Origin of the sequence: Paenibacillus sp. 102, from assembly GCF_039549175.1 — a bacterium.
Classification (GTDB): Bacteria; Bacillota; Bacilli; order Bacillales; family Bacillaceae_G; genus Bacillus_A.
The window spans coordinates 1-26,573 of sequence record NZ_JBCGHT010000021.1 but is presented as its reverse complement, the minus strand read 5'-3'; the positions used below and the strand labels follow the sequence as shown (position 1 = coordinate 26,573).

The following is a 26,573-nucleotide window of genomic DNA, read 5'->3' as shown; positions in this document are numbered from 1 at the left end:
TTAGAAAGTGGGACGTAAGTTTCACTTTCTAGTCTAAATATAAAATAACCTATATAAACTAAGGAGGAATTTAGAATGGCTAAAGCTAAATTCGAACGTTCTAAACCCCATGTTAACATCGGTACAATCGGCCACGTTGACCATGGTAAAACTACATTAACTGCTGCGATCACTACAGTTCTTGCAAAAGCTGGTGGTGCTGAAGCACGCGGATACGATCAAATCGATGCTGCTCCAGAAGAAAGAGAGCGCGGTATCACAATCTCAACTGCACACGTTGAGTACGAAACTGAAACTCGTCACTATGCACACGTTGACTGCCCAGGTCACGCTGACTATGTTAAAAACATGATCACTGGTGCTGCTCAAATGGACGGCGGTATCTTAGTAGTATCTGCTGCTGATGGCCCAATGCCTCAAACTCGTGAGCACATCCTTCTTTCTCGTCAAGTAGGTGTTCCTTACATCGTTGTATTCTTAAACAAATGCGACATGGTAGACGACGAAGAATTATTAGAATTAGTAGAAATGGAAGTTCGCGACCTATTATCTGAATACGGATTCCCAGGCGATGACATTCCTGTAGTTAAAGGTTCTGCTCTTAAAGCTCTTCAAGGAGAAGCTGAGTGGGAAGAAAAAATTATCGAATTAATGGCTGAAGTTGATTCTTACATCCCAACTCCAGAACGTGAAACTGACAAACCATTCTTAATGCCTGTAGAGGATGTATTCTCTATCACAGGTCGTGGTACAGTTGCTACTGGTCGTGTAGAGCGCGGTATCGTTAAAGTTGGTGACGTAGTAGAAATCATCGGTCTTGCTGAAGAAAATGCTTCTACAACTGTAACTGGTGTAGAGATGTTCCGTAAACTTCTTGACCAAGCTCAAGCTGGAGACAACATTGGTGCTTTACTTCGTGGGGTTGCTCGTGAAGACATCCAACGTGGACAAGTACTTGCGAAAAGCGGTTCTGTAAAAGCTCACGCTAAATTCAAAGCTGAAGTTTTCGTATTATCTAAAGAAGAAGGTGGACGTCACACTCCATTCTTCGCTAACTACCGTCCTCAGTTCTACTTCCGTACAACTGACGTAACTGGTATCATCCAATTACCAGAAGGTACTGAAATGGTAATGCCTGGTGACAACATTGAAATGACTATCGAACTTATCGCTCCAATCGCTATCGAAGAGGGAACTAAATTCTCTATTCGTGAAGGTGGACGTACAGTAGGTTACGGCGTAGTTGCTACAATCGTTGCTGAATAATCTTTAAATAGATTATTAAAAACTCAAGGGATTCTCCCTTGAGTTTTTTTATTGCTTATTTATATAGAAGAAAGAGATTCGTTTTCTATTTTTGAATGAGTTTCTTCTATAGTATATAAACAATAAAAATACCATCCAGAAACTGTAAGTTGAATTAGGATGGATGAAAACTTGAAATTCTTTAAAGTGCCATGTATAATAGCAAAAGTAGAGAAAAGCAGATGCAAACAAAAAGATACTTGCATCTAGACGAATAACATTGTATAATAGACAATGTTGGTCTTTGACTGCGATGAAGTGGAAGGTTGCTGACACACCCGGCCGCTTTGCCATGGCATGGTGTGAGGAAATTTCCATGGAGAAGGTCTATTTTAGAAATAGGCGAACGAAGGAGGGAAAATAATGGCAAAAGAAAAAATTCGTATCCGTTTAAAAGCTTACGATCACCGTATTCTTGATCAGTCAGCTGAGAAAATTGTAGAAACAGCAAAACGTTCTGGGGCAACAGTTTCTGGTCCGATCCCATTACCAACGGAAAAAACTGTTTACACAATTCTTCGTGCTGTTCATAAGTACAAAGATTCTCGTGAGCAATTCGAAATGCGCACGCATAAACGTTTAATCGACATCGTGAGCCCTACTCCACAAACAGTAGACTCATTAATGCGTTTAGACTTACCATCTGGTGTAGATATCGAAATCAAATTATAATTTATATAACTTAAAAATGTAGGAGGTGTAACTCATGACCAAAGGAATCTTAGGAAGAAAGATCGGTATGACTCAAGTATTTGCTGAAAACGGTGAGTTAATCCCAGTAACAGTAATCGCTGCGACTCCAAACGTTGTTCTTCAAAAGAAAACAACAGAAACTGACGGCTATAATGCAATTCAGTTAGGATTCGAAGATAAACGTGAAAAGTTAACTAATAAACCTGAACAAGGCCACACTGCTAAAGCAACTACTACTCCTAAGCGCTTCATTCGCGAAATCCGCGATGCAGACGTGGACGGATTAGAGGTTGGTCAAGAGGTAAAAGTTGAAGTTTTCACTGCAGGTGAAATCGTTGACGTAACAGGAATTTCTAAAGGTAAAGGTTTCCAAGGTGTTATCAAACGCCACGGACAATCTCGCGGACCTATGTCTCATGGTTCTCGCTATCACCGTCGTCCTGGTTCAATGGGCCCAGTTGCTCCGAACCGTGTATTCAAAGGCAAAAAACTTGCTGGACGTATGGGTGGAGACCAAGTTACAATCCAAAACTTAGAAATCGTTCAAGTTGACGCTGAGCGCAACTTATTGTTAGTAAAAGGTAACGTTCCAGGTGCTAAGAAATCTCTTGTAGTTGTTCAAGGCGCTGTGAAGGCTAGCAAATAATTCACAATAGGAAGGAGGAATTCCAATGCCAAAAGTTACTGTATATAATCAAACTGGTTCACAGGTCGGTGAAATCGAGTTAGCTGAAGCTATTTTCGGTATCGAACCTAATGAAGCTGTACTTTTTGAAGCTGTAATGATGCAACGTGCATCTTTACGTCAAGGTACACATAAAGTAAAAACTCGCTCTGAAGTGCGCGGTGGTGGTCGTAAACCATGGCGTCAAAAAGGAACTGGACGTGCTCGTCAAGGTTCTATCCGCTCTCCTCAATGGCGTGGTGGTGGTACGGTATTCGGACCTACACCAAGAAGCTATGCTTACAAACTTCCTAAGAAAGTTCGTCGCTTAGCTATTAAATCTGCATTAGCTACTAAAGTAGTTGAGAACAACATTGTAGTTCTTGAGGACCTAGTGTTAAATGCACCAAAAACAAAAGACATGGTAGCAGTACTTAAAGGATTACCTGTTGAGAAGAAAGCTCTTATCGTAACTGCTGATGCAAACGAATCTGTAGAGTTATCTGCTCGCAATATTCCTGGAGTAACAGTAATCACTGCTGATGGCGTAAACGTTTTAGACGTGCTTCATCATGATAAGCTAATCATGACAAAAGCGGCAGTGGAAAAAGTAGAGGAGGTGCTTGCATAATGAGAGATCCTCGTGATATCATTAAGCGCCCAGTTATCACTGAACGTTCTATGGAAATGATGGCTGAAAAAAAATACACGTTCGATGTGGACGTTAAATCTAATAAAACAGAAGTTAAAGACGCTGTAGAAGCGATCTTTGGTGTTAATGTAGAAAAAGTGAACATCATGAACTACAAGCCGAAAGCAAAACGCGTTGGTCGTCACGCTGGTTTTACTAGCCGTCGTCGTAAAGCAATCGTTAAGCTAACTGCTGACAGCAAAGAAATCGAAATCTTCCAAGGTGTTTAATTCTTACTAAAGAAGGAGGGAAATTGAGATGGCAATTAAAAAGTATAATCCAACTACTAATGGTCGTCGTAACATGACTACGAATGATTTCGCTGAAATTACGACTGACAGACCGGAAAAGTCTTTACTTGCGCCTTTAAGCAAAAAGGCTGGTCGTAATAACCAAGGTAAAATCACTGTACGTCATCAAGGTGGCGGACATAAGCGTCAATACCGTATCATCGACTTTAAGCGTAACAAAGATGGAATTCCTGGACGCGTTGCTACGATCGAATACGATCCAAACCGCTCTGCGAATATCGCATTAATTAACTACGTTGACGGTGAAAAACGTTACATTCTTGCTCCTAAGAATTTAGAAGTAGGTATGGAAGTTATGTCTGGCGCTGATGCTGACATTAAAATCGGTAACGCATTACCATTAATCAACATTCCAGTAGGTACTGTTGTTCATAACATCGAGCTTAAGCCTGGTCGTGGCGGACAATTAGTTCGTTCTGCAGGAACTTCTGCTCAAGTACTTGGTAAAGAAGGTAAATACGTACTTGTACGTTTAACTTCTGGTGAAGTACGTTTAGTATTATCTGCTTGTCGTGCTACAGTAGGTCAAGTAGGTAACGAACAACACGAACTTATCAAAATCGGTAAAGCAGGTCGCTCTCGCTGGTTAGGTAAGCGCCCAACAGTTCGTGGTTCTGTAATGAACCCTGTTGATCACCCACACGGTGGTGGTGAAGGACGCTCTCCAATCGGACGTAAGTCTCCAATGTCTCCATGGGGTAAACCAACTCTTGGATTCAAGACTCGTAAGAAAAATAAAGCGTCTGATAAATTTATCGTTCGTCGTCGTAAAAAATAATGGGATTGAAGTACGGTTCATTTCTAGAACCGTACGCCAATCACGAAGGGAGGCACCAAAATGGCTCGTAGCTTAAAAAAAGGACCATTTGTCGATGATCACTTAATGAGCAAAATGGAAAAATTAGTTGCATCTGAGCAAAAACAAGTTGTTAAAACTTGGTCTCGTCGTTCAACGATCTTCCCTCAGTTCATTGGTCATACAATTGCTGTATATGATGGTCGTAAACACGTACCTGTGTACATCACTGAGGATATGGTTGGCCATAAGTTAGGTGAATTCGCACCAACTCGTACGTACAAAGGTCACCTTGCTGACGATAAGAAAACTAGAAGATAATGAGAGGAGGCACTTCAATGCAAGCTAAAGCAGTAGCGAGAACAGTTCGTATTGCTCCTCGTAAAGTTCGTTTAGTTGTAGACTTAATCCGAGGTAAGCAAGTGGGTGAAGCGATTGCTATCCTTAACCACACACCAAAAACTGCTTCTCCAGTTGTAGAAAAGGTTTTAAAATCTGCAATCGCAAATGCAGAGCACAATTACGAAATGGACATTAACAACTTAGTTGTTGAAACAGTTTTCGTTGACGAAGGTCCAACGTTGAAACGTTTCCGTCCACGTGCAATGGGTCGTGCAAGCCAAATTAACAAACGCACAAGCCACATCACTGTTGTGGTATCAGAAAAAAAGGAGGGATAATCGATGGGTCAGAAGGTTAATCCAATTGGTCTTCGTGTCGGTGTTATCCGTGACTGGGAATCTCGTTGGTTCGCTGAAAAAGATTACGCTACACTATTACATGAAGACATCAAAATCCGTGAGTACATTACTGGACGCTTAAAAGATTCTGCTGTTGCTAAAGTAGAAATCGAACGTGCAGCAAATCGTGTAAATGTTACAATTCACACTGCAAAACCTGGTATGGTAATTGGTAAAGGTGGTACTGAAGTTGAAGCACTTCGTAAAGCTCTTAACCAATTAACAGGCAAGCGTGTACACATTAATATTTTAGAAGTTAAGAGAGCTGATCTTAACGCTAAATTAGTAGGCGAAAACATCGCTCGTCAATTAGAAAACCGTGTATCTTTCCGTCGTGCACAGAAGCAAGTTATTCAACGTGCTATGCGTGCAGGAGCTAAAGGTATTAAAACACAGGTTTCTGGTCGTCTTGGCGGAGCTGATATCGCTCGTGCAGAATCTTACAGTGAAGGAACTGTTCCACTTCATACACTTCGCGCTGATATTGACTATGCAGCAGTTGAAGCTGATACAACATACGGTAAATTAGGCGTAAAAGTATGGATCTACCGTGGAGAAGTCCTTCCTACAAAAAAGAAAGCTTCTGAGGAAGGAGGAAAATAATATGTTAATGCCTAAACGCGTAAAATATCGTAGAGAGCATCGTGGTAAAATGCGTGGTCGTGCAAAAGGTGGCACTGAAATTGCTTTCGGTGAGTTCGGTCTTCAAGCTCAAGCAGCTTCATGGATCACTAACCGTCAAATTGAGGCAGCTCGTCGTGCAATGACTCGTTACATGAAACGTGGCGGTAAAGTATGGATTAAAATTTTCCCTTCTAAGCCTTACACTGCAAAACCTCTAGAAGTACGTATGGGTTCCGGTAAAGGGGCACCAGAAGGCTGGGTAGCAGTAGTAAAACCTGGGAAAATTATGTTCGAAATCGCGGGTGTATCTGAAGAGGTAGCACGCGAAGCATTACGTCTTGCAGCTCACAAATTACCAGTGAAATGTAAATTCGTAAAACGTGAAGAAAATGGTGGTGAATCTAATGAAAACTAATGATATTCGTGAATTAACCACTGCCGAAATCGAAACAAAAGTTAAAGCTTTAAAGGAAGAGTTGTTTAATCTTCGCTTCCAACTTGCTACAGGACAATTAGAGAATCCAACTCGCATCCGTGAAGTGCGTAAAGCAATCGCTCGTATGAAGACTGTAGTTCGTGAAAGAGAGATCGGAATTAATCGATAAATTGAGGGGAGGTTTGCATAGTGAGCGAACGTAACCAACGCAAAGTTTATACTGGTCGTGTAGTGTCTGACAAAATGGACAAAACGATTACAGTTTTAGTTGAAACTTACAAAACTCATTCCTTGTACGGAAAACGTGTTAAGTATTCTAAAAAGTACAAAGCCCATGATGAGCAAAACCAAGCAAAAATTGGCGATATCGTAAAAATCATGGAAACTCGCCCGCTTTCTGCTACTAAGCGTTTCCGTTTAGTTGAAATCGTTGAAGAAGCGGTTATTATCTAAATAGACGAATCGGAATTTTTAGTCCGAAGGGAGGTTTCATAACATGATCCAACAAGAATCTCGTTTGAAAGTTGCTGACAACTCTGGTGCACGTGAACTTTTAACAATTAAAGTATTAGGCGGCTCTGGTCGTAAATATGCTAACATTGGTGATATTATCGTTGCTACGGTAAAACAAGCAACACCAGGTGGCGTTGTTAAAAAAGGTGACGTTGTTAAAGCAGTAGTAGTACGTACGAAGAGCGGAGCTCGTCGTCCGGACGGTTCTTATATTAGCTTTGATGAAAACGCAGCGGTTATCATTAAAGACGATAAGAGCCCACGTGGTACTCGTATCTTCGGACCGGTAGCTCGTGAATTACGTGATAGCAATTTCATGAAGATCGTTTCTTTAGCTCCAGAAGTTCTATAATTTAAGGTATTGCCTTGCTAAGGAGGTGCAGAATTAAGATGCATGTAAAAAAAGGTGATAAAGTACAGGTGATCACTGGTAAAGACAAAGGAAAACAAGGCGTTATCCTTGCTGCTTTTCCAAAAGAAAGCCGTGTTATCGTTGAGGGTGTCAACATCGTTAAAAAACACTCTAAGCCATCTCAATTAAATCCACAAGGTGGAATTATTACGAAAGAAGCACCTATTCACGTTTCTAATGTTATGGCATTAGATCCGAAAACAGGTGAACCTACTCGCGTAGGCTTCAAAGTAGAAGATGGTAAAAAAGTTCGTATTGCAAAAAAATCTGGTGAATTATTAGATAAATAATTTTCTTAAGAAAGGAGGTCACTTCATTGAATCGCCTTAAAGAGAAGTTCCAAAAGGAAATTACTCCTGCTCTAGTGAGCAAGTTTAACTATAAATCTGTGATGGAAGTACCGAAAATCGAAAAGATCGTAATCAACACTGGTGTTGGTGACGCGGTATCTAACTCAAAAGCTTTAGACAATGCAGTAGAAGAATTAACGCATATCGCAGGTCAAAAACCTGTTGTAACTCGCGCTAAGAAATCAATCGCTGGTTTCCGTCTTCGTGAAGGTATGCCAATCGGCGCGAAAGTAACTTTACGCGGTGAGCAAATGTATGAGTTCTTCGACAAATTAGTATCAGTTTCTTTACCACGTGTGCGTGATTTCCGTGGTGTTTCTAAGAAATCATTCGACGGTCGTGGTAACTACACATTAGGTGTTAAAGAGCAACTAATTTTCCCTGAGATTGATTATGATAAAGTAAGCAAAGTCCGCGGTATGGACATCGTAATCGTTACTACAGCGAAAACTGATGAAGAAGCTCGTGAACTTTTAACACAATTCGGTATGCCATTCCAAAAATAATGGAAGCCAACGCTAAGTAGAGGAGGCGAAAACGTGGCTAAAAAATCTATGATAGCGAAACAAAAGCGTACTCCTAAGTTTAAAGTACAAGAGTATACACGTTGCGAACGCTGCGGTCGTCCGCATTCTGTATACCGCAAATTTAAACTTTGCCGTATTTGTTTCCGTGAACTTGCATATAAAGGTCAAATTCCTGGTGTTAAAAAAGCTAGTTGGTAAAACCCACAAATGGGAAGGAGGTAAAACACATGGTGATGACAGATCCAATTGCAGACATGCTTACTCGCATCCGTAATGCGAACATGGTACGTCATGAGAAATTAGAGGTTCCTGCTTCTAAAATCAAAAAAGAGATCGCTGAACTTTTAAAACGTGAAGGTTTCATTCGTGATGTAGAATACATCGAGGATAACAAACAAGGTATCCTTCGTATTTTCCTGAAATATGGTGCAAACAATGAACGTGTAATCACTGGATTAAAACGTATCAGTAAGCCTGGCTTACGCGTTTACGCAAAAGCTGATGAAGTACCACGTGTACTTAACGGATTAGGTATCGCTCTTGTTTCTACATCTAAGGGAGTAATGACAGACAAAGACGCTCGTCAATTACAAACTGGTGGAGAAGTAGTAGCATACGTTTGGTAATATATATTTAAAACGAACGGAGGTGTGACCACATGTCTCGTATTGGTAAAAAGATTCTTGAAATCCCTGCAGGTGTTACTATCACAATTGCAGAAGACAATACTGTAACAGTAAAAGGCCCTAAAGGTGAATTAACTCGTACTTTCAACGCTGATATGTCTATCAAAATTGAAGAAAATACACTAACAGTTGAGCGTCCATCTGAACAGAAGGAACACCGTGCATTACACGGTACAACTCGTGCTTTAATCGGAAACATGGTTGAAGGTGTAACTACAGGTTTCGCACGCGGACTTGAATTAGTCGGTGTTGGTTACCGTGCCCAAAAACAAGGAAACAAACTTGTATTAAGCGTAGGTTATTCTCATCCAGTAGAAATGACTCCGGAAGCAGGACTTGAAGTTGAAGTACCTGCACCAACTAAAATCGTAATTAAAGGTATCGACAAGCAACGTGTTGGTGAATTTGCTGCTAACATCCGTGCTGTACGTGCTCCAGAGCCATATAAAGGCAAAGGTATTCGTTACGAAGGCGAAGTTGTTCGTCGTAAAGAAGGTAAAACTGCTAAGTAAACCCGTTAGGTGAGAGAAAGGAGTGACAAGAATGATCACTAAAGCTGATAAAAATGCGACTCGTAAGAAAAGACATGCACGTGTACGTGCTAAACTTACTGGTACTGCAGAACGTCCACGTTTAAATGTGTTCCGTTCTAACCAACATATTTACGCACAAGTTATTGATGATGTAAATGGTGTAACATTAGTAAGTGCATCTACTCTTGATAAAGACCTTGCTCTTAACGGTACTAGCAATATTGAAGCTGCTACGAAAGTTGGAGAATCAGTTGCTAAGCGTGCTGTAGAGAAAGGCGTTAAAGAAGTAGTATTTGATCGCGGTGGTTACTTATACCATGGCCGTGTTAAAGCTCTAGCTGAAGCTGCTCGTGAGGCTGGATTACAATTTTAATGGTCAAAGGAGGGAAAATTGATGCATCGCATTGACCCAAGTAAATTAGAACTTGAAGAACGTGTAGTTACGATAAATCGTGTCGCGAAAGTTGTTAAGGGTGGTCGTCGTTTCCGCTTTGCTGCACTAGTTGTAGTTGGCGATAAAAACGGTCATGTTGGATTCGGTACTGGTAAAGCACAAGAGGTACCAGACGCAATCCGCAAAGCTATCGAAGACGCTAAGAAAAACTTAATCGCAGTACCATTAGTTGGTACAACAATTCCACACACAATCAATGGTCATTTTGGAGCTGGTGAAGTATTCTTAAAACCTGCTGCTGAAGGTACTGGAGTTATTGCTGGTGGACCAGTTCGTGCGGTACTTGAATTAGCTGGTGTACAAGATATTCTTTCGAAATCTCTTGGTTCTAACACACCAATTAACATGATTCGCGCTACTGTGAACGGATTAAGCGAACTTAAGCGCGCTGAAGATGTTGCAAAATTACGCGGTAAATCTGTAGAAGAGCTACTAGGTTAAGGAGGGAAAACAAATGGCGAAAAAGTTAGAAATTACCCTCACTCGTAGTGTAATTGGTCGTCCACAGGATCAACGTGCGACGGTAGAAGCTTTAGGTCTTAAAAAGTTGAATTCAACTGTAGTTAAGGAAGAAACTCCTGCTATTCTTGGTATGATCAACAAAGTTTCTCACCTTATAACTGTAAAAGAAGCTTAAGGATAACTCATTAATATAAGGAGGTGCCTGGGAATGAAACTTCATGAATTAAAACCTGCAGAAGGTTCTCGTAAAGTACGTAACCGTGTCGGTCGTGGTATCGGTTCTGGTAACGGTAAAACTGCTGGTAAAGGTCATAAAGGACAAAACGCACGTTCTGGTGGCGGTGTTCGTCTTGGCTTCGAAGGTGGTCAAACTCCATTATTCCGTCGTTTACCAAAACGCGGCTTCACAAACATTAACCGTAAAGAGTTTACTATCGTAAACCTATCAACGTTAAATCGTTTTGAAGATGGTACAGAAGTAACACCTGAATTATTGCTGGAAACTGGCGTTATCAGCAAATTAAACGACGGTGTTAAAGTTCTTGCAAGCGGAGCTGTAGAAAAAAAATTAACTGTTAAAGCGCACAAGTTCTCTTCAAGTGCTAAAGAAGCAATTGAAGCAGCTGGCGGATCAGTTGAGGTGATCTAATGTTTCGTACAATCTCCAACTTTATGCGCGTTGCTGAGATAAGACGTAAAATATTATTCACTTTAGCGATGTTAATCGTGTTTAGGATTGGCACGTTTATCCCAGTGCCATTTACAAATGGAGACGTACTGAAAGCACAAGATCAGTTAAATGCATTAGGAATCCTAAACACATTTGGCGGTGGAGCTTTGAAAAACTTCTCCATCTTTGCGATGGGAATCATGCCGTATATTACAGCATCCATCATCGTGCAATTATTGCAGATGGATGTTGTTCCTAAATTTTCGGAATGGTCGAAGCAAGGCGAAATGGGCCGTCGTAAACTAACGCAATTTACGCGTTATTTTACAATTGTTCTTGCGTTTATTCAGGGGTTTGGTATGTCAATCGGTTTTAACGGTATGGTAGGTGGGCAATTAATTTTGAATCCAGGTTGGAGCACTTATTTATACATTGCTACGGTACTGACTGCTGGTACTGCATTTTTAATGTGGTTAGGTGAACAGATTACAGCTAAAGGTGTAGGGAATGGTATTTCCATCCTAATCTTTGGTGGTATTGCTGCAGCGATCCCAAGTGTAATATCTCAAGTGTATCAACAACAGTTTCAAAACATCGGAGATCAATTGTTCATGAGTATCGTTAAAGTTGTATTGATTTTACTAGCTGTGCTAGCAGTTGTTGTTGGTGTTATTTTCATTCAACAGGCTGTTAGAAAGATCCCAATTCAATATGCGAAGCGTGTAACAGGAGGAAATGGGAATCATGCTGGAGCACAAAACACACATTTACCGCTTAAGGTAAATAGTGCGGGTGTTATTCCAGTAATTTTTGCTGTTTCATTCTTAATTACACCTCCAACTATTGCACAGTTCTTCCCGAAACATGACGTATCGCAGTGGATTATTGCAAACTTTAACTATTCTCACCCAGTGGGAATGATAATATATGTAGCGCTCATTGTAGCCTTCACATACTTCTATGCATTTGTTCAGGTTAATCCAGAGCAAATGTCAGAAAACCTAAACAAGCAAGGTGGATATGTTCCAGGTATTCGTCCGGGTAAGAATACAGAACAATACCTAACAAAAATCTTGTATCGTTTGACCTTTGTAGGATCAATTTTCCTAGCAGCGATTGCAATTCTTCCAGTTATCTTTACGAAATTGGGAAATCTTCCTCCATCTGCACAGATCGGTGGAACGAGTATGTTAATCGTTGTCGGCGTTGCTTTAGAAACAATGAAGCAGCTAGAAAGCCAACTGGTAAAACGCCATTACAAAGGGTTTATCAAGCAGTGAGTAAGTGGGAAGAATTGTCTTCCCTACGTGCTCATGTATTGAGGGGGAACAAGGATGAACTTAATTTTAATGGGGCTTCCTGGTGCTGGTAAAGGTACACAAGCCGAGCAGATTGTTGCCAAGTATAACATCCCTCACATCTCAACAGGTGATATGTTCCGTGCAGCTATGAAGGCTGAAACTGAACTTGGTTTACAAGCAAAATCTTTTATTGATAAAGGTGCGCTTGTTCCAGATGAAGTTACAATCGGAATTGTTCGTGAACGTTTAAGTCAAGAAGACTGTATAAAAGGCTTCTTACTAGATGGTTTCCCACGAACAGTTGCACAGGCATCTGCGCTTGAAGAGATTATGAAAGATCTTGGCAAAAAAATCGACTATGTTTTAAACATTAATGTGGATTCAGGATTGCTATTAAAACGTCTTACAGGCCGTCGTATTTGTAAAGAGTGCGGTGCGACTTACCACTTAGAATTCAATCCGCCAGCAAAAGCTGACGCGTGCGATAAATGTGGTGGCGAATTATATCAACGCTCTGATGACAATGAAGAGACTGTAGCGAATCGTTTAGATGTAAATATTAAGCAAACAAAACCTTTGCTTGATTTCTACGAAGAGCTTGGTTACTTACAAAGCATTAATGGTGAGCAAGATATCAATAAGGTATTTGCTGATATTGATGTTCTCATTGGAGACTTAGCGTAATGATCATTTGCAAAACTCCTCGTGAGATAGAAATTATGCGAGAAGCTGGCAAGATCGTTGCTTTAACTCATCAAGAGTTGAAAAAGCATATTACTCCAGGAATTACAACGAAAGAGCTCGATCAAATAGCGGAAAAGACGATTCGAAAACATGGTGCTACGCCATCTTTTAAAGGATACAACGGATTTCCGGGAAGCATCTGTGCTTCTGTAAATGAAGAGCTTGTACATGGGATTCCAGGTAAGCGCAAGCTCCAAGAAGGCGATATCATCAGTATCGATATTGGTGCGAAATACAATGGGTACCATGGAGATTCTGCATGGACGTATCCAGTAGGAAACATTTCTGAATCTGTTCAAAAGCTACTTGATGTCACAGAAAAATCGTTGTATCTTGGTCTAGAACAAGTAAAACCAGGCGTGAGATTATCAAACGTTTCACATGCGGTTCAAACGCATGCTGAAGAGAGTGGGTTCTCGATCGTTAGGGAGTATGTTGGTCACGGAATCGGGCAAGACTTACATGAAGACCCTCAAATCCCGCACTACGGTCCACCAAATAAAGGTCCTAGATTAAAGCAGGGAATGGTCATCTGTATCGAACCGATGGTGAACCAAGGAAGACGATATGTAAAAACACTATCTGATGACTGGACAGTGGTAACGGTAGATGGTAAATGGTGTGCACATTTTGAGCACACGATTGCTCTTACAGAAGCAGGATACGAAATCCTTACCACTTTATAAGTAGCTGGCTCTCCGGGATTTCAGAGCAGTGTAAAATGTTACTGATTTGAAGAAGGGAGAACTATTGAATGGCTAAAGATGATGTAATTGAAGTCGAGGGTACCGTTCTTGAAACGTTGCCAAATGCTATGTTCAAAGTAGAATTAGAGAATGGGCATGTCGTATTGGCTCACGTTTCTGGTAAAATCCGTATGAACTTCATTCGTATTTTACCAGGAGACAAAGTTACGGTAGAATTATCTCCGTACGATTTAAATCGTGGTCGTATTACGTACCGTTTTAAATAATATAGCACTCCGTAATCTTTAAGGAGGTTCGAGACATGAAAGTAAGACCGTCAGTTAAACCAATCTGCGAAAAATGTAAAGTTATTCGTAGACGTGGAAAAGTAATGGTTATTTGTGAAAACCCTAAACATAAACAAAAACAAGGTTAATCAGAAGGAGGTGCATTCGGAATGGCACGTATCGCAGGTGTAGATATTCCTCGTGACAAGCGCGTTGTTATTTCTTTAACTTACGTATTCGGCATTGGTCGCACAACTGCTGAAAAAATTCTTGCTGAAGCTGGTGTTTCTGAAGAAACACGAGTTCGTGATTTAACGGAAGACGAATTAGGTCGTATCCGTGACATCGTAGACCGCGTTAAAGTTGAGGGAGACCTTCGTCGTGAAGTTTCTCTTAACATTAAACGTCTAATGGAGATCGGTTCTTACCGTGGTCTTCGTCACCGTCGTGGTTTACCAGTTCGTGGTCAAAATTCTAAAAACAATGCTCGTACGCGTAAAGGTCCACGTCGTACAGTAGCAAATAAAAAGAAATAATAAGTAAAGGAGGTTGAACTAACAATGGCACGTAAAACAAACACTCGTAAAAAACGTGTGAAAAAGAATATTGAAGCTGGTATTGCTCATATTCGTTCTACTTTCAACAACACAATCGTAACACTTACAGATACTCATGGTAACGCACTTTCTTGGTCTAGTGCTGGTGCACTTGGTTTCCGTGGATCTCGTAAATCTACTCCATTCGCTGCGCAAATGGCTGCTGAAACTGCTGCTAAAGTTGCAATGGAGCATGGTTTAAAAACTTTAGAGGTTACTGTTAAAGGTCCTGGTGCTGGTCGTGAAGCTGCAATTCGTGCTCTTCAAGCTGCAGGTCTAGAAGTAACAGCAATTAGAGATGTTACTCCAGTTCCTCATAATGGATGTCGTCCGCCAAAACGTCGTCGTGTGTAATTTTTCTGTATAGAATTTTCCCTTTTGTCTATAATGGATATGATGCATTATCGAGAAATTTCGTACAGAAACATCGCTTGTTGTGCACAATCGGGAACTGCCTAAGGGGGACTTTCGGTTAGACAGAGGTTTTTCCTTTGTTTAGCCGGGGTTTCGACGTTTTGAAGGAGGGTTTAGTTAATGATTGAAATTGAAAAACCGAAAATCGAAACGGTTGAACTTAACGAAGATGCTAAGTATGGCAAATTCGTGATTGAACCGCTTGAGCGTGGATATGGTACTACTTTGGGTAACTCCTTACGTCGTATTCTGTTATCCTCACTCCCTGGTGCCGCTGTAACTGCTATCCAAATCGATGGCGTATTACACGAATTTTCAACAGTTGAGGGCGTAGTAGAAGACGTTACAACGATCATCTTAAACTTGAAAAAGTTAGCTCTTAAAATCTACTCTGAAGAAGAGAAGACGTTGGAAATCGATGTACAGGGCGAAGGTATTGTCACAGCTGCTGATATTACTCACGATAGTGATGTTGAAATCTTAAATCCAGATTTATACATTGCAACGTTAGCAAAAGATGCGCATTTCCGCGTGCGTTTAACTGCAAAGCGTGGCCGTGGGTATACGCCAGCTGATGCAAATAAAAGCGAAGATCAACCAATAGGAGTTATTCCTATTGATTCTATTTATACTCCAGTATCACGTGTAACTTACCAAGTGGAAAAGACACGTGTCGGACAAGTGGCAAATTATGATAAGCTTACGCTTGATGTATGGACGGATGGAAGCATCGGGCCAAAAGAAGCTATCTCTTTAGGTGCCAAAATCTTAACTGAGCATTTAAATATCTTCGTTGGTTTAACTGATGAAGCACAAAATGCTGAGATTATGGTCGAGAAGGAAGAAGATCAAAAAGAAAAAGTTCTAGAAATGACTATTGAAGAACTTGATCTTTCTGTTCGTTCTTATAATTGCTTAAAACGTGCAGGAATTAATACTGTACAAGAGCTTGCGAACAAAACAGAAGAAGATATGATGAAAGTTCGTAACTTAGGACGTAAATCTTTAGAAGAAGTTAAGCATAAGCTTGAGGAATTAGGTTTAGGCTTACGTAAAGACGACTGAGGATTTAATCTCATCAACAAAGGAGGGAACTACGAATGGCATACAGAAAATTAGGCCGTACAAGTGCGCAACGTAAAGCTATGTTACGTGACTTAGCTACTGATTTAATTATCAACGAGCGCATCCAAACGACAGAAACTCGTGCAAAAGAACTTCGTTCTGTAGTGGAAAAAATGATCACTTTAGGTAAACGCGGAGATCTTCATGCTCGCCGTCAAGCTGCATCTTTCATCCGCAATGAAGTTGCTAATGCTGAGACTGGTCAAGATGCACTTCAAAAATTATTCGCTGATGTAGCTCCACGCTATGCTGAGCGTCAAGGCGGATACACTCGTATTGCAAAAATTGGTCCACGTCGCGGAGACGCAGCACCAATGGTAATTATCGAGTTAGTATAATGATAATTAAAAGGGCAGGACAGTTCTTTTCAAGTAACTGGTCGTGGCCCTTTTTTTTTAAATGTAGAAAATAGGCTAACTTGATGAAGTAATGAGAGAGGATGCCTTGCATTGAAAAAAGAGAAACTTCGCACGCAAAATATATCATTTCAATATCCCGGGACAACTTCTTATGCGCTAAAAGACGTATCATTCTCTTTATATGAGGGAGAATGGGTTTCTGTAATTGGACAAAATGGTTCAGGAAAGTCTACACTTGCAAAATTATTAAATGGTTTGTTTTTACCGGCATCAGGAACAATTGTTGTAAATGATACAATGACTTTATCTGAAGAAACGGTATGGGATATTCGAAAACAAATAGGTATGGTATTTCAAAACCCAGATAATCAATTTGTTGGGACAACCGTGCAAGATGATGTTGTGTTTGGTCTTGAGAATATCGGGATGCCTCGGGAACAGATGGTAGAACGGATGAATCAAGCACTCCAGATGGTCCGAATGGAAGAGTTTCTTAATGAAGAGCCTCATTCGTTATCTGGTGGACAAAAGCAACGTGTTGCGATTGCAGGTGTGCTAGCATTGCAACCATCTATTTTAATATTGGATGAAGCAACATCGATGTTAGATCCACAAGGACGACGTGAAGTAATTGAAACGGTTAGGAAGCTTGTGGATACAAAAGGTATTACCGTGTTATCGATTACGCACGATTTGGAAGAAGCTGCACAGTCAGACCGTGTTATCATTCTGAATCAGGGAGAAATATTAGAGGTAGGTACGCCAAAGCAAATTTTCAAATCTTCTCATATGCTTAGGGAAATTGGATTAGATGTACCGTTCTCAGTAAAAATAGCAGAATTATTAAAAAGAAATGAAATTCCACTGCAAAATACGCATCTTACAATGGAAAGCTTGGTGAACGAACTTTGGAGATTACATTCCAAACAGTAGAGCATCGTTATCAATATAAAACTCCATTTGAAAGACGCGCGCTTTATGATGTAAACGTGTCGTTTCCAAGTGGGGGGTATTATGCCATTATCGGTCATACTGGTTCGGGCAAATCAACGATGATTCAGCATTTAAATGGTTTATTGCAGCCGACAAATGGCACGGTCCAAATTGGGGAACATTTGATTTCCTCGCAAAAGAAAGAAAAGAAATTAAAGCCGCTGCGAAAAAAAGTAGGGGTTGTCTTTCAATTTCCAGAGCATCAGTTATTTGAAGAAACAGTTGAGAAAGATATTTGTTTTGGACCCTCAAATTTCGGAGTATCGGAAGAAGAGGCAAGACAAAAGGCAAGGGATGCAATCGAGCTTGTGGGATTGGATCCAGAGCTATTAGTGCGTTCTCCATTTGAGTTAAGTGGTGGACAGATGAGACGTGTTGCAATAGCGGGCGTACTTGCAATGGAGCCTGAAGTTCTCGTATTAGATGAACCGACAGCAGGGCTTGACCCTAAAGGACAGCAAGAGCTTATGGAGATGTTTTATAAGCTTCATAAGAAACAGGGTTTGACAGTAATCCTAGTTACCCATAATATGGAGGATGCTGCCAAGTATGCAGATCAAATTGTGGTTATGCATAAAGGAACGGTCTTTTTGCAAGGAACAGCAGAGGAAGTATTTTTACATACAGATGAGTTAGAACAAATCGGTGTAGATCTTCCAATGTCTTTAAAGTATAAACGTGCAATTGAAGAGAAGTTTGGTATTTCGATTCCGAAGGCTACCTTATCTTTAGAGGATCTTACTCATGAAGTTGTACAGGTGTTACGAAAAGGTGGTCATGAATCATGCAGCAGTTGATTATTGGGAGATATATTCCTGGTAGGTCGCTCATTCATCAACTTGATCCACGTGCGAAGCTGTTGATTGTCTTTTTATATGTATTTGTGGTCTTTTTAGCAAATAATGCGATTTCATATGGACTTTTATTTTTATATGCACTCATTGCTTTATTTTTTGCAAAAGTGCCGATTCGTTATATACTTTCGGGCTTAAAACCAATCTTATGGATTTTTCTGTTTACCTTTTTTCTGCATATCTTTACAAATAAAGAAGGGAATGTACTGCTTCAGCTTGGTTGGTTTTCGATACATGAAAAGGGGTTAGAGCAAGGGATATATATTTCTATACGCTTCTTTGTCATTATTTTAATGACGACATTATTAACGTTAACAACAACACCAATTGAAATTACTGATGGTATGGAAACGTTGTTAAAGCCATTAAAGCGTATAAAAGTTCCTGTTCATGAAATCGCATTAATGATGTCTATTTCTCTCCGTTTTATTCCAACATTAATGGATGAGACAAATAAAATTATGAAAGCACAAGCATCTCGTGGTATTGATTTTGCTGGTGGACCGATAAAAGATCGATTGAAGGCGGTTATTTCTTTGCTTGTGCCACTTTTTATTAGTGCTTTTAAACGTGCTGAGGACTTAGCAATTGCAATGGAAGCACGTGGGTATCAAAGCGGTGAAGGACGTACTAAATTTAGGCAGCTGCGTTGGAAAACAAGTGATACGTTAACAATAGTGAGTTTACTTTGTTTAGCGTGTATTCTAGCGTGGGTGCGATCGTAATGGAGAATAGAGAAATGGAAAGAATAAAATGTACAGTTGCATATGATGGCATCAATTTTTGTGGTTATCAAATTCAACCACAGCACCGTACTGTGCAACAAGAAATAGAGAAAGCACTGCAAAAATTGCATAAAGGAGAGCTTGTTCGTGTTCAGGCATCAGGGCGGACAGATTCTACTGTTCATGCAAGAGGACAAGTGATTCATTTTGATACATCATTATCCCTTGAAGGATGGCAATGGATGAATGCTTTAAATACGATGCTACCAGACGATATTGTGGCCCTGCAAGTAGAGAAAAAAACAGAAGATTTTCACGCGCGATACGGTGTGGAAAGAAAAGAATATCGTTACCGGGTATTATTATCTAAAACAGCTGATGTATTCCGTAGAAATTACGTATATCAGTATCCATATCCACTAGAGATAGAATCTATTCGGAAGGCAATTCCTCATTTTATTGGAACGCATGATTTCACTTCATTTTGTTCGGCAAAAACTGACAAAAAGGATAAAGTGCGAACAATTTATGAAATAGATTTAATTGAACAAGGTGATGAACTAATTTTTCGCTTTGTAGGAAATGGATTTTTGTATAATATGGTTAGAATTATTGTTGGCACGCTACTTGGCGTAGGACAAGGAAAGCTTGCTCCTGACAGCATTCCAGAGATTTTAAAAAAACAAGATCGTTCTTATGCTGGGAAGATGGTGCCGGGGCATGGGCTTTATTTATGGCAGGTAAACTATAACAACTAATCCTGGTGTAACATTTGCTTGACATTAGAATCTCAAAAGGATATCATAACATATGGTATTGTTTCTAAAACCACGATTAGCCCCGGAAGGAAATCGTGTTTAAGATAAACAATAGATTTTTTCTATGGAAAAGATAACGAGGAGGGAAACACATGCGTACGACTTTTATGGCAAAAGCTAACGAAGTTGAGCGTAAATGGTATGTGGTTGACGCTGAAGGTCAAACTTTAGGTCGCCTAGCTAGTGAAGTAGCATCCATTTTACGTGGTAAAAACAAACCTACATTTACACCACACGTTGACACGGGTGATCATGTAATTATTATTAACGCTGAGAAAATTCATTTAACAGGTAATAAATTAAACGATAAAATTTACTACCGTCATACTAACCACCCAGGTGGTCTTAAACAAAGAACAGCTCTAGAAATGCGTACAAACTACCCTGTACAAATGTTAGAGCTTGCAATTAAAGGCATGCTTCCAAAAGGACGTTTAGGACGTCAAGTGTCTAAAAAATTAAATGTGTATGCTGGAGCAGAGCATCCACACCAAGCACAAAAACCAGAAGTTTACGAACTTCGCGGATAATTAATTAAAGGAGGGCTTACTTTGGCACAGGTTCAATACTATGGTACTGGACGTCGTAAGAGTTCAGTAGCGCGCGTACGCCTAGTTCCAGGCGAAGGACGCGTTATCATTAACGGTCGTGATTTTGAAAACTATATCCCATTTGCTGCATTACGTGAAGTAGTGAAACAACCTCTAGTTGCAACAGAAACTTTAGGTAACTACGATGTACTTGTAAACGTAAATGGTGGTGGATACACTGGTCAAGCTGGTGCTATTCGTCACGGTATCTCTCGCGCTTTATTAAAAGCTGATCCAGAATACCGTCTAACATTAAAACGTGCAGGTCTATTAACTCGTGACGCACGTATGAAAGAGCGTAAAAAATACGGTCTTAAAGGCGCACGTCGTGCACCTCAGTTCTCAAAACGTTAATTTTTGCGAACTTCAAACCCCAGCCATTTGGCTGGGGTTTTTTATTATGTCTTAATTAATGGAACTATATAAATTAAACTTTTCATCAGCTACCGTGAGTTTATAGGATAAATCTATTTTGACTTTTTACTATATAAGTCCCTGCTACGAAGAATAAAAGGCAACCTGCATCTATCTGTATATTCCTTTTGTTTTCACACGGCATGGGGCAGAAAAAGGGTCTGGCCGTTTTTATTCATGGCTGGATGCTCTCTCCATCTAAAAAGAAAGGTTTTGTGCCGTTTTTTTATGTATTATAGCTTGGAATATTTTAGTGCTACCTTCTCACGTATGCTTCTACTTCAGAAGCTTAGACTAATACGTATTAGGGAGGTTTATAAGTACTATGAATGTCATTGTTACCTTGCAAGAAAAACAAAAAGAAAAGCAGTTGAAATATGAGCGGAAGATGCTTCGCGAATTATCATTAAAAACGTTAAGGTCCAATATTCGTGATGCTTTCGATATGAAAGAATTGCACAGGCAGTATGAGGATTATTGTATTGAACTGGGAATTGAATCGTACTTATTAGGAGCAAGATATAGCAAATTTGGCTATTATGGTGAATCTTTTTTTGATGTGAAATATAGAGCATTAGAAGAGGAACATCAATTAACGGAGATGTTGTTTCAATTTTTAACAAGCACGACTATGCGGGAGATAGAATCGAACGATGAGGAATTGCTTTATGAATCCTGTGCGCGATTTATTAGTTCATGGTGGCGTGAGGGATACGAAAAGGGTGAAAGAAGATATCGCTTAAAGCTGCATTAAGAAAAGCATAAACTTTCCTCTTGTCCCATATAAGTAATTAGAGGGACTAGCTGGAGGAGGAAAGGTATGAAGAGAATTCGAATTATCTCTTTTATGCTTGCTGCAGTTGTATTGTTTTTCTTGGTAAAACAAGAATTTCAAATTACAAAGTCGTGGCGAGCATGGAACTTACCCTTATCTGGGAAAGTAATTGTATTGGATGCTGGGCATGGCGGACCAGATGGAGGAGCGGTTGGTGGCGAGGATATAGTGGAAAAAAATATTACGCTTGAAATTACAAAAATGGTACAAGATTATTTGCAGGAGCAAGGAGCTTTAGTTATTTTGACGAGAGAGGGAGATTATGATTTAGCTGATAAAAGCACAAAATCATACAGTAGGCGTAAAGCAGAGGATTTAAAACAGCGTGTAGACATTATTAATAAGCCTGATGTAGACTTTTTTGCAAGCATCCATTTAAACGCCTTGCCAAGTAGTGGGTCGAAAGGGGCGCAAACGTTTTACTATCGCTCTTTAATTGAAAATGAACGAGCAGCGAAGTTTATACAGGCTGAATTACGAACGAGTTTAGAAAATACAAACCGCTCGGCTAGAACAATCTCACACGTTTATTTGCTTAAGTATGCGAAAACACCAGGTGCTTTAATTGAAGCTGGATTTTTATCGAATGTAAATGAACGATATATGTTAAATTCGGAGAAATATCAGCAAAAGGTGGCAGCTGCGATATACCGTGGAATACTACGTTATTTTACGGAAAAAGGGAATCCTCCTGAATAAGGGGGGTTTTTTGAATTCCTCTCGTTAACGAAGTTTTCGGAAAATATGTTATACTGGAAATGAAAACGCATTTATTTTTGGAATGAAAATATACAAACCCAATTCATTTAACATTACTTTACTTTTCATACAGGGGGCTGGGCTGATTATGGTAACGAAAGAGCAAGTAGTGAAAGCACTTGAAGGGATTACTGATCCATTTCTACATAAAACATTGAAAGAAACAAATGCAATTAAAGAGGTAACTGTAAAGTCTGAGAAAGAGCATGTCAGTGTTAAAATTGCGATTGTAAAAACAGGGACTGCTGAACAAATGCAATTGCAGTCAGCTATTGTGAAGCTTGTGAAAGAACTTGGAGCCGCAACGGTTGGTTTACGTTTTGCTGAATTTACAGAGGACGAGCTAGCAGAGTTTGCGCCGCCTCAGGAAGAACAAGGAAGCGAATCGTTACTATCACCGCATTCTAAAACAACATTTTTAGCGGTTGCAAGTGGAAAAGGTGGGGTTGGTAAATCAACTGTTTCTGTAAACCTTGCAATTTCATTAGCTCGTTTAGGAAAGAAAGTTGGCATTATTGACGCTGATATATATGGCTTTAGTGTACCGGATATGATGGGAATCGAAAAACGTCCAATCGTAAGGGGCGATAAAATTATTCCTGTAGAGCGTTTAGGGATAAAAGTAATTTCGATGGGCTTCTTTGTAGAAGACAATGCTCCTGTTATTTGGAGAGGACCAATGCTTGGTAAAATGTTAAATCACTTTTTCACAGAGGTGGAATGGGGCGATTTAGACTATTTAGTATTAGACTTACCACCTGGTACAGGGGATGTCGCCTTAGATGTGCATTCAATGTTACCATCTTGTAAAGAAATTATTGTAACAACGCCTCATCCAACAGCGGCATTTGTAGCAGCTCGTGCAGGTGCTATGGCACTTCGTACTGAACATAGTATTCTTGGGGTTGTTGAAAATATGGCTTACTTCGAAAGTAAAGTAACCGGTGAGAAAGAGTATGTGTTTGGCAAAGGCGGAGGAGATAAATTAGCTGCAGAATTACAAACAGATGTATTAGGGCGAATTCCACTTCAGCAACCAGATTGGAATAAAGATGATTTTGCACCATCAGTATACGAGGATACACATAAAACAGGTGTCATCTACCGGACAATAGCTGAGCAAGTTATTGATAGAACATCAGTTAAACAAAAATAAATCTCTACGAGTAGAAAAATCCCCCGCCCTATATATGTAGAGGTGGGGAATTTATTATGTGTAGAGATTCGCTTTATTTTTGTTCTTGTTTCTCGTCTTGTGATCCGCCTTCGCCGCCACCTTCTTTTTTCTCAGCTCCCCCACCTTTTTCAGCTTTTTCAATACCTTTACTAATGATGTCAATCATCTTAGTCTGGAAGAGTGGGCTTTCGGCAGTTTCTGTTAATACTTGTTGCAAATATTGACGATACTCTTTGCTTTTCATTGTCTGTAGCATCATTTTTTCCACTTCGGGATTTTTCATAATTTCTATAACGCCTGCTTGGTATTCAGGGTCTTTTAATAGAGTCTTCATTAAAGTTGTTTGTTCTTTTTCAATACCTTTAGCGAATTTCGTTGAAAACTCAGGATCCTTAAATAATTTTTCCCAAAGCTGTTGCCCCTTTTCGGATACCATCGTATCTTCAATCGTTTTTTTGACTACAGTTTCATCCAATATAAGTGCTTGTTTCATTTTCTCATCTGTCAATACATCTTGGATTGCTTTTTTCCCTTGATCAGTCTTTAAAATATCGACAATCATTTTTTTTGTTTGATCGTAATCTAATTCGGATTTCGCTTCTTTTCCTTGTGCACATGCGGCAAGTGTAGTGAAAAGAAGTGAAGAAACTAAAATGAGCAGCATCCGTTTCATTAGTTGGAGCTCCTTTCAACACAGTTCTCTTTTTTAATATAAATATCTTAGAGGAATTTATACATGTTCATGGCTAGCTTTTTGAAATTGTCATTGATACAATTTAAGTAAAAATATATCAATAATGGGGGATTGATTGTGAATAGCCGAAAATGGGTACGACTATTTTTAACGACGTTGCTGCTTGGGGGAGTTAGTACAATCCTGATTGGTTTTATTCTAGGATGGGACAAGTACGTTAAATTTTTTCAAAATTTCGACGGTAAAGAGATTTTAATGATTTCTTTTTGGTTACTTGGTGTTGGATTTATTTTTAGTGTAATTAGTCAAATGGGCTTTTTTGCGTATTTAACAGTTCATCGTTTTGGACTAGGAATGTTCCGGTCGTCTTCTCTTTGGAACGCAGTTCAGCTCTTTTTCATCGCATTTGTACTGTTCGATTTTGTATATTTAAGATCGGTACTCGTTGCAAATGGAGATGTTTCGTTTGGAAATAATATTCTTGTAGCTGGAATATTGTTTTTATTTGGAGCGATTGTAGCCTATATAAAGAGTAAAGAGACGAATAAAAAAGCATTTATACCTGCTTTATTCTTTATGGTCGTCGTAACAATTCTTGAATGGGTGCCGGCGCTTCGGATTAATGATACCGATTGGTTATATTTAATGGTTATACCACTTTTATTGTGTAATGCATATCAGTTACTCATATTACATCGTTTAATAGGACAACAAAGAAGTAAGTCGGTTAGTTAAGCTGATAACAGTCCAAAAAGGTACAACACCTTTCGTATGGGTGTTGTACCTTTTTGGTATGGATTTATTTTTATCTGCTATTAGCGAATGGTAGTTTCCCTGCCTCGAAGTTTAGAGAAATGAGGGAGATAGGCAGGGGCTTTCCATCGGTGGAGGATGAAAAAACCCCCACTGATGGAAGTTTCACTTTATGTCATTACTTTTTGCATTTGTGTTAGAAATAAGTTGTGATACAGATACTTGCTCATAACCATCACTTTTTAATTTTTGCAGGAGCAGCGGTAGAGATTTATTTGTTTGAAGTGCTGAATCGGAAGCGTGTAATAAAACGATGTCTCCTCCTCGTAAATTGTTAGCAACGGTTGATACAATTTTATTTACACCAGGATTTTTCCAGTCGTTTGAATTATTACTCCAGTGTACAACAGTATATCCGAGAGATTCTGCTACTTTGAGAACAGTTTTATTAAATTCTCCACTAGGAGGGCGCAAGAGCTTGACTTGTTTTATACCAAGCTTTGTAAACACATCTTGAGAACGTGAAAGATCTCTTCGCATCTCGTTAGCTTCCAAAGAAGTATAAGATGTATAGTTATATCCCATACTGCCAATTTCGTGGCCATCTTGTATAATCCGTTCTACAACATCTGGGTGTCTTTCTGCCCATGCTGCAGAGAGAAAGAAAGTCGCATTTTTAATTTCTCTTTCTTTTAAAGTATCCAGGATCGGAAGCGCCTTTTTATCTCCCCAACTAATATCGAATGTTAACGCAACTTGTTTTTTTGTGGTATCGCCTTTGTAAATGACTTTTGGACCAGTTGCAGTTGAAAAAGCAGATTGATGAGAATATGTTTTTAGAAAGAGAAGCCATGCTGTAAATAAGGACAGTACAATAATTAAACTAATGTGCTTAAACTTACGTTTACTTGTTATAAAAAAGAAAAACATAATACCCCGCCCCTTTGTCCAATCCTTTTCAGTTACTTATATGCTCAAAAAGTTGAAAAGAGAACTGAGCGATTAATATCGTAGGAAATGGATATAATGGATGTTATAGTATGATCTTTAATGTTAGTGGTGATGAGTAATTGTTGAGGTGATAGTTTGTTTGGGATTATGATTACAAAAGAAGAACAGAAAGAAATAGAATATTTATTGAAGAGAGAGCTAGATGAACTTTTATTTGATTTTGCAGATGAGCGAATACATGATGTCGTAAAAAAAACAATGGAAGAACGATATAAAATTATTTTTTGTTTGTTTCGAAGAGTAGCAAATGCAGAAGAGTGTACCCGTTATGTAAGAAAAAGAATTTTTTATTAAAAAATGTTGACGATATGGTTTGGTGTATGGTAAATTAATAACCGTCGCTGATGCGAAACAGCAGAAAGCGAAAAAAAGAAATTGAGAAACTTAGTTGACATTAAAAAACGAAGATGTTAACATAAGGAAGTCGCAAATGAGCGACAAACGAGTTCTTTGAAAACTGAACGAAACAAACAACGTGCAACGTCAATTTTTATTTTATGATGCTAGACAAACTAACTTTATTGGAGAGTTTGATCCTGGCTCAGGATGAACGCTGGCGGCGTGCCTAATA

General features: G+C 39.5%; 44 protein-coding genes. 42 read left to right on the top strand and 2 right to left on the bottom strand.

The genetic code is table 11. From position 1 onward, the window contains the following. The first annotated feature begins 75 nt into the window (after window positions 1–75). The 40 genes from tuf to AAIE21_RS25320 all read left to right on the top strand — a co-directional run bounded on the left by tuf (window position 76) and on the right by AAIE21_RS25320 (window position 23,523). Window positions 76–1,266 (top strand): elongation factor Tu, encoded by a 1,191-nt coding sequence (gene tuf, locus AAIE21_RS25515; RefSeq protein WP_001029618.1) that lies wholly within the window; start codon window positions 76–78, stop codon window positions 1,264–1,266. A gap of 402 nt (window positions 1,267–1,668) precedes the next feature. After that, window positions 1,669–1,977: a 30S ribosomal protein S10 gene (rpsJ, locus tag AAIE21_RS25510; RefSeq protein ID WP_001040596.1), complete on the top strand. Its 309-nt coding sequence runs from the start codon at window positions 1,669–1,671 to the stop codon at window positions 1,975–1,977. A 34-nt stretch (window positions 1,978–2,011) separates the two neighbouring features. After that, window positions 2,012–2,644 (top strand): 50S ribosomal protein L3, encoded by a 633-nt coding sequence (gene rplC / locus AAIE21_RS25505; RefSeq protein WP_343269290.1) that lies wholly within the window; start codon window positions 2,012–2,014, stop codon window positions 2,642–2,644. Window positions 2,645–2,669: 25 nt separating this feature from the next. Continuing rightward, window positions 2,670–3,293 carry a 50S ribosomal protein L4 gene (rplD, locus tag AAIE21_RS25500; RefSeq protein ID WP_001127259.1) on the top strand — a complete coding sequence of 208 codons (624 nt, stop codon included), beginning with the start codon at window positions 2,670–2,672 and terminating at the stop codon, window positions 3,291–3,293. Next, window positions 3,293–3,583, top strand: a complete 291-nt coding sequence (gene rplW / locus AAIE21_RS25495) for a 50S ribosomal protein L23 (protein WP_098307108.1) — start codon at window positions 3,293–3,295, stop codon at window positions 3,581–3,583. The genes rplD and rplW overlap by 1 nt, the downstream gene beginning before the upstream one ends. A 28-nt stretch (window positions 3,584–3,611) precedes the next feature. Further along, window positions 3,612–4,442, top strand: coding sequence for a 50S ribosomal protein L2 (rplB, locus tag AAIE21_RS25490; protein WP_098338762.1), 831 nt, complete (start codon window positions 3,612–3,614; stop codon window positions 4,440–4,442). Window positions 4,443–4,502: 60 nt separating this feature from the next. Then, complete coding sequence (rpsS, locus tag AAIE21_RS25485) at window positions 4,503–4,781, top strand: 30S ribosomal protein S19 (protein WP_000124454.1); 279 nt, start codon at window positions 4,503–4,505, stop codon at window positions 4,779–4,781. A 17-nt stretch (window positions 4,782–4,798) separates the two neighbouring features. After that, window positions 4,799–5,140 carry a 50S ribosomal protein L22 gene (gene rplV / locus AAIE21_RS25480; protein ID WP_003194358.1) on the top strand — a complete coding sequence of 114 codons (342 nt, stop codon included), beginning with the start codon at window positions 4,799–4,801 and terminating at the stop codon, window positions 5,138–5,140. A 3-nt stretch (window positions 5,141–5,143) separates the two neighbouring features. Further along, a complete protein-coding gene (gene rpsC, locus AAIE21_RS25475) occupies window positions 5,144–5,803 on the top strand; it encodes a 30S ribosomal protein S3 (RefSeq protein ID WP_098338763.1) in 660 nt (219 codons plus the stop codon). 1 nt (window position 5,804) lies between these two features. Continuing rightward, the gene (gene rplP, locus AAIE21_RS25470) at window positions 5,805–6,239 is read left to right on the top strand and encodes a 50S ribosomal protein L16 (RefSeq protein WP_000928969.1); all 435 of its coding nucleotides are present in this window, start codon (window positions 5,805–5,807) and stop codon (window positions 6,237–6,239) included. Next, a complete protein-coding gene (rpmC, locus tag AAIE21_RS25465; protein WP_000855718.1) occupies window positions 6,229–6,429 on the top strand; it encodes a 50S ribosomal protein L29 in 201 nt (66 codons plus the stop codon). The genes rplP and rpmC overlap by 11 nt, the downstream gene beginning before the upstream one ends. Window positions 6,430–6,449: 20 nt before the next feature. Then, complete coding sequence (rpsQ, locus tag AAIE21_RS25460; protein ID WP_016116954.1) at window positions 6,450–6,713, top strand: 30S ribosomal protein S17; 264 nt, start codon at window positions 6,450–6,452, stop codon at window positions 6,711–6,713. A gap of 43 nt (window positions 6,714–6,756) precedes the next feature. Next, a complete protein-coding gene (rplN, locus tag AAIE21_RS25455) occupies window positions 6,757–7,125 on the top strand; it encodes a 50S ribosomal protein L14 (protein ID WP_000615914.1) in 369 nt (122 codons plus the stop codon). A 38-nt stretch (window positions 7,126–7,163) separates the two neighbouring features. Further along, on the top strand, window positions 7,164–7,475 hold the full coding sequence (rplX, locus tag AAIE21_RS25450) for a 50S ribosomal protein L24 (RefSeq protein ID WP_033677169.1): 312 nt from the start codon (window positions 7,164–7,166) through the stop codon (window positions 7,473–7,475). 26 nt (window positions 7,476–7,501) lie between these two features. Further along, window positions 7,502–8,041 carry a 50S ribosomal protein L5 gene (gene rplE / locus AAIE21_RS25445; RefSeq protein WP_018767345.1) on the top strand — a complete coding sequence of 180 codons (540 nt, stop codon included), beginning with the start codon at window positions 7,502–7,504 and terminating at the stop codon, window positions 8,039–8,041. 33 nt (window positions 8,042–8,074) lie between these two features. Beyond that, window positions 8,075–8,260: a 30S ribosomal protein S14 gene (gene rpsN / locus AAIE21_RS25440; protein WP_001085700.1), complete on the top strand. Its 186-nt coding sequence runs from the start codon at window positions 8,075–8,077 to the stop codon at window positions 8,258–8,260. 29 nt (window positions 8,261–8,289) lie between these two features. Continuing rightward, window positions 8,290–8,688: a 30S ribosomal protein S8 gene (gene rpsH, locus AAIE21_RS25435; protein WP_000245511.1), complete on the top strand. Its 399-nt coding sequence runs from the start codon at window positions 8,290–8,292 to the stop codon at window positions 8,686–8,688. A gap of 32 nt (window positions 8,689–8,720) precedes the next feature. Then, window positions 8,721–9,260 carry a 50S ribosomal protein L6 gene (gene rplF, locus AAIE21_RS25430; protein ID WP_343269289.1) on the top strand — a complete coding sequence of 180 codons (540 nt, stop codon included), beginning with the start codon at window positions 8,721–8,723 and terminating at the stop codon, window positions 9,258–9,260. Between the two features lie 31 nt (window positions 9,261–9,291). Continuing rightward, window positions 9,292–9,654 carry a 50S ribosomal protein L18 gene (gene rplR, locus AAIE21_RS25425; RefSeq protein WP_000628816.1) on the top strand — a complete coding sequence of 121 codons (363 nt, stop codon included), beginning with the start codon at window positions 9,292–9,294 and terminating at the stop codon, window positions 9,652–9,654. A 21-nt stretch (window positions 9,655–9,675) separates the two neighbouring features. Then, window positions 9,676–10,176 carry a 30S ribosomal protein S5 gene (rpsE, locus tag AAIE21_RS25420; RefSeq protein WP_000554646.1) on the top strand — a complete coding sequence of 167 codons (501 nt, stop codon included), beginning with the start codon at window positions 9,676–9,678 and terminating at the stop codon, window positions 10,174–10,176. A gap of 13 nt (window positions 10,177–10,189) precedes the next feature. Next, window positions 10,190–10,372, top strand: a complete 183-nt coding sequence (gene rpmD / locus AAIE21_RS25415) for a 50S ribosomal protein L30 (RefSeq protein WP_001085231.1) — start codon at window positions 10,190–10,192, stop codon at window positions 10,370–10,372. A 33-nt stretch (window positions 10,373–10,405) separates the two neighbouring features. Then, window positions 10,406–10,846 (top strand): 50S ribosomal protein L15, encoded by a 441-nt coding sequence (gene rplO / locus AAIE21_RS25410; RefSeq protein WP_000766084.1) that lies wholly within the window; start codon window positions 10,406–10,408, stop codon window positions 10,844–10,846. Next, window positions 10,846–12,147 (top strand): preprotein translocase subunit SecY, encoded by a 1,302-nt coding sequence (gene secY, locus AAIE21_RS25405; protein ID WP_343269288.1) that lies wholly within the window; start codon window positions 10,846–10,848, stop codon window positions 12,145–12,147. The genes rplO and secY overlap by 1 nt, the downstream gene beginning before the upstream one ends. A gap of 54 nt (window positions 12,148–12,201) precedes the next feature. Next, complete coding sequence (locus tag AAIE21_RS25400) at window positions 12,202–12,852, top strand: adenylate kinase (RefSeq protein WP_343269287.1); 651 nt, start codon at window positions 12,202–12,204, stop codon at window positions 12,850–12,852. Then, the gene (gene map, locus AAIE21_RS25395) at window positions 12,852–13,598 is read left to right on the top strand and encodes a type I methionyl aminopeptidase (protein WP_343269286.1); all 747 of its coding nucleotides are present in this window, start codon (window positions 12,852–12,854) and stop codon (window positions 13,596–13,598) included. Before AAIE21_RS25400 ends, map begins: the two co-directional genes overlap by 1 nt. A gap of 68 nt (window positions 13,599–13,666) precedes the next feature. Beyond that, window positions 13,667–13,885, top strand: coding sequence for a translation initiation factor IF-1 (gene infA, locus AAIE21_RS25390; RefSeq protein ID WP_001029884.1), 219 nt, complete (start codon window positions 13,667–13,669; stop codon window positions 13,883–13,885). Between the two features lie 35 nt (window positions 13,886–13,920). Beyond that, a complete protein-coding gene (gene rpmJ / locus AAIE21_RS25385; RefSeq protein ID WP_000868344.1) occupies window positions 13,921–14,034 on the top strand; it encodes a 50S ribosomal protein L36 in 114 nt (37 codons plus the stop codon). 21 nt (window positions 14,035–14,055) lie between these two features. Continuing rightward, window positions 14,056–14,421, top strand: a complete 366-nt coding sequence (rpsM, locus tag AAIE21_RS25380; RefSeq protein ID WP_003194382.1) for a 30S ribosomal protein S13 — start codon at window positions 14,056–14,058, stop codon at window positions 14,419–14,421. Window positions 14,422–14,445: 24 nt separating this feature from the next. After that, window positions 14,446–14,835, top strand: coding sequence for a 30S ribosomal protein S11 (gene rpsK, locus AAIE21_RS25375; protein WP_003194384.1), 390 nt, complete (start codon window positions 14,446–14,448; stop codon window positions 14,833–14,835). Between the two features lie 180 nt (window positions 14,836–15,015). After that, window positions 15,016–15,960, top strand: a complete 945-nt coding sequence (locus AAIE21_RS25370) for a DNA-directed RNA polymerase subunit alpha (protein ID WP_000569645.1) — start codon at window positions 15,016–15,018, stop codon at window positions 15,958–15,960. 35 nt (window positions 15,961–15,995) lie between these two features. Further along, window positions 15,996–16,358, top strand: coding sequence for a 50S ribosomal protein L17 (gene rplQ / locus AAIE21_RS25365; protein WP_000331491.1), 363 nt, complete (start codon window positions 15,996–15,998; stop codon window positions 16,356–16,358). 111 nt (window positions 16,359–16,469) lie between these two features. Further along, window positions 16,470–17,312: an energy-coupling factor ABC transporter ATP-binding protein gene (locus AAIE21_RS25360; protein WP_343269285.1), complete on the top strand. Its 843-nt coding sequence runs from the start codon at window positions 16,470–16,472 to the stop codon at window positions 17,310–17,312. Beyond that, window positions 17,288–18,169, top strand: coding sequence for an energy-coupling factor ABC transporter ATP-binding protein (locus AAIE21_RS25355; RefSeq protein WP_343269284.1), 882 nt, complete (start codon window positions 17,288–17,290; stop codon window positions 18,167–18,169). Before AAIE21_RS25360 ends, AAIE21_RS25355 begins: the two co-directional genes overlap by 25 nt. After that, window positions 18,157–18,951: an energy-coupling factor transporter transmembrane component T family protein gene (locus AAIE21_RS25350; RefSeq protein ID WP_343269283.1), complete on the top strand. Its 795-nt coding sequence runs from the start codon at window positions 18,157–18,159 to the stop codon at window positions 18,949–18,951. The genes AAIE21_RS25355 and AAIE21_RS25350 overlap by 13 nt, the downstream gene beginning before the upstream one ends. A 14-nt stretch (window positions 18,952–18,965) precedes the next feature. Beyond that, window positions 18,966–19,709 carry a tRNA pseudouridine(38-40) synthase TruA gene (gene truA, locus AAIE21_RS25345; protein ID WP_343269282.1) on the top strand — a complete coding sequence of 248 codons (744 nt, stop codon included), beginning with the start codon at window positions 18,966–18,968 and terminating at the stop codon, window positions 19,707–19,709. Between the two features lie 152 nt (window positions 19,710–19,861). Then, window positions 19,862–20,299: a 50S ribosomal protein L13 gene (gene rplM / locus AAIE21_RS25340; protein WP_001260793.1), complete on the top strand. Its 438-nt coding sequence runs from the start codon at window positions 19,862–19,864 to the stop codon at window positions 20,297–20,299. Between the two features lie 21 nt (window positions 20,300–20,320). Further along, on the top strand, window positions 20,321–20,713 hold the full coding sequence (rpsI, locus tag AAIE21_RS25335) for a 30S ribosomal protein S9 (protein WP_000079986.1): 393 nt from the start codon (window positions 20,321–20,323) through the stop codon (window positions 20,711–20,713). A gap of 385 nt (window positions 20,714–21,098) precedes the next feature. Then, window positions 21,099–21,527 carry a DUF2521 family protein gene (locus AAIE21_RS25330; protein WP_343269281.1) on the top strand — a complete coding sequence of 143 codons (429 nt, stop codon included), beginning with the start codon at window positions 21,099–21,101 and terminating at the stop codon, window positions 21,525–21,527. A 66-nt stretch (window positions 21,528–21,593) separates the two neighbouring features. Continuing rightward, a complete protein-coding gene (gene cwlD / locus AAIE21_RS25325; protein WP_343269280.1) occupies window positions 21,594–22,307 on the top strand; it encodes an N-acetylmuramoyl-L-alanine amidase CwlD in 714 nt (237 codons plus the stop codon). 148 nt (window positions 22,308–22,455) lie between these two features. Further along, a complete protein-coding gene (locus AAIE21_RS25320) occupies window positions 22,456–23,523 on the top strand; it encodes an Mrp/NBP35 family ATP-binding protein (protein WP_343269279.1) in 1,068 nt (355 codons plus the stop codon). 73 nt (window positions 23,524–23,596) lie between these two features. On the opposite strand, the gene gerD is transcribed toward AAIE21_RS25320, so the two are convergent. Beyond that, window positions 23,597–24,217, bottom strand: a complete 621-nt coding sequence (gene gerD / locus AAIE21_RS25315; RefSeq protein ID WP_343269278.1) for a spore germination lipoprotein GerD — start codon at window positions 24,215–24,217, stop codon at window positions 23,597–23,599. Between the two features lie 138 nt (window positions 24,218–24,355). On the opposite strand from gerD, the gene AAIE21_RS25310 reads away from it, so the two are divergent. Continuing rightward, entirely contained in the window at window positions 24,356–24,973 is a 618-nt protein-coding gene (locus AAIE21_RS25310) for a KinB-signaling pathway activation protein (RefSeq protein WP_343269277.1), read from the top strand. 183 nt (window positions 24,974–25,156) lie between these two features. Here AAIE21_RS25310 and pdaB read toward each other — a convergent pair whose 3' ends face one another. Continuing rightward, window positions 25,157–25,921: a polysaccharide deacetylase family sporulation protein PdaB gene (gene pdaB / locus AAIE21_RS25305; protein WP_343269276.1), complete on the bottom strand. Its 765-nt coding sequence runs from the start codon at window positions 25,919–25,921 to the stop codon at window positions 25,157–25,159. A gap of 156 nt (window positions 25,922–26,077) precedes the next feature. Here pdaB and AAIE21_RS25300 point away from each other — a divergent pair, with 156 nt between their 5' ends. Continuing rightward, entirely contained in the window at window positions 26,078–26,296 is a 219-nt protein-coding gene (locus AAIE21_RS25300) for a hypothetical protein (RefSeq protein WP_090694416.1), read from the top strand. The last annotated feature ends 277 nt before the right edge of the window (window positions 26,297–26,573 follow it).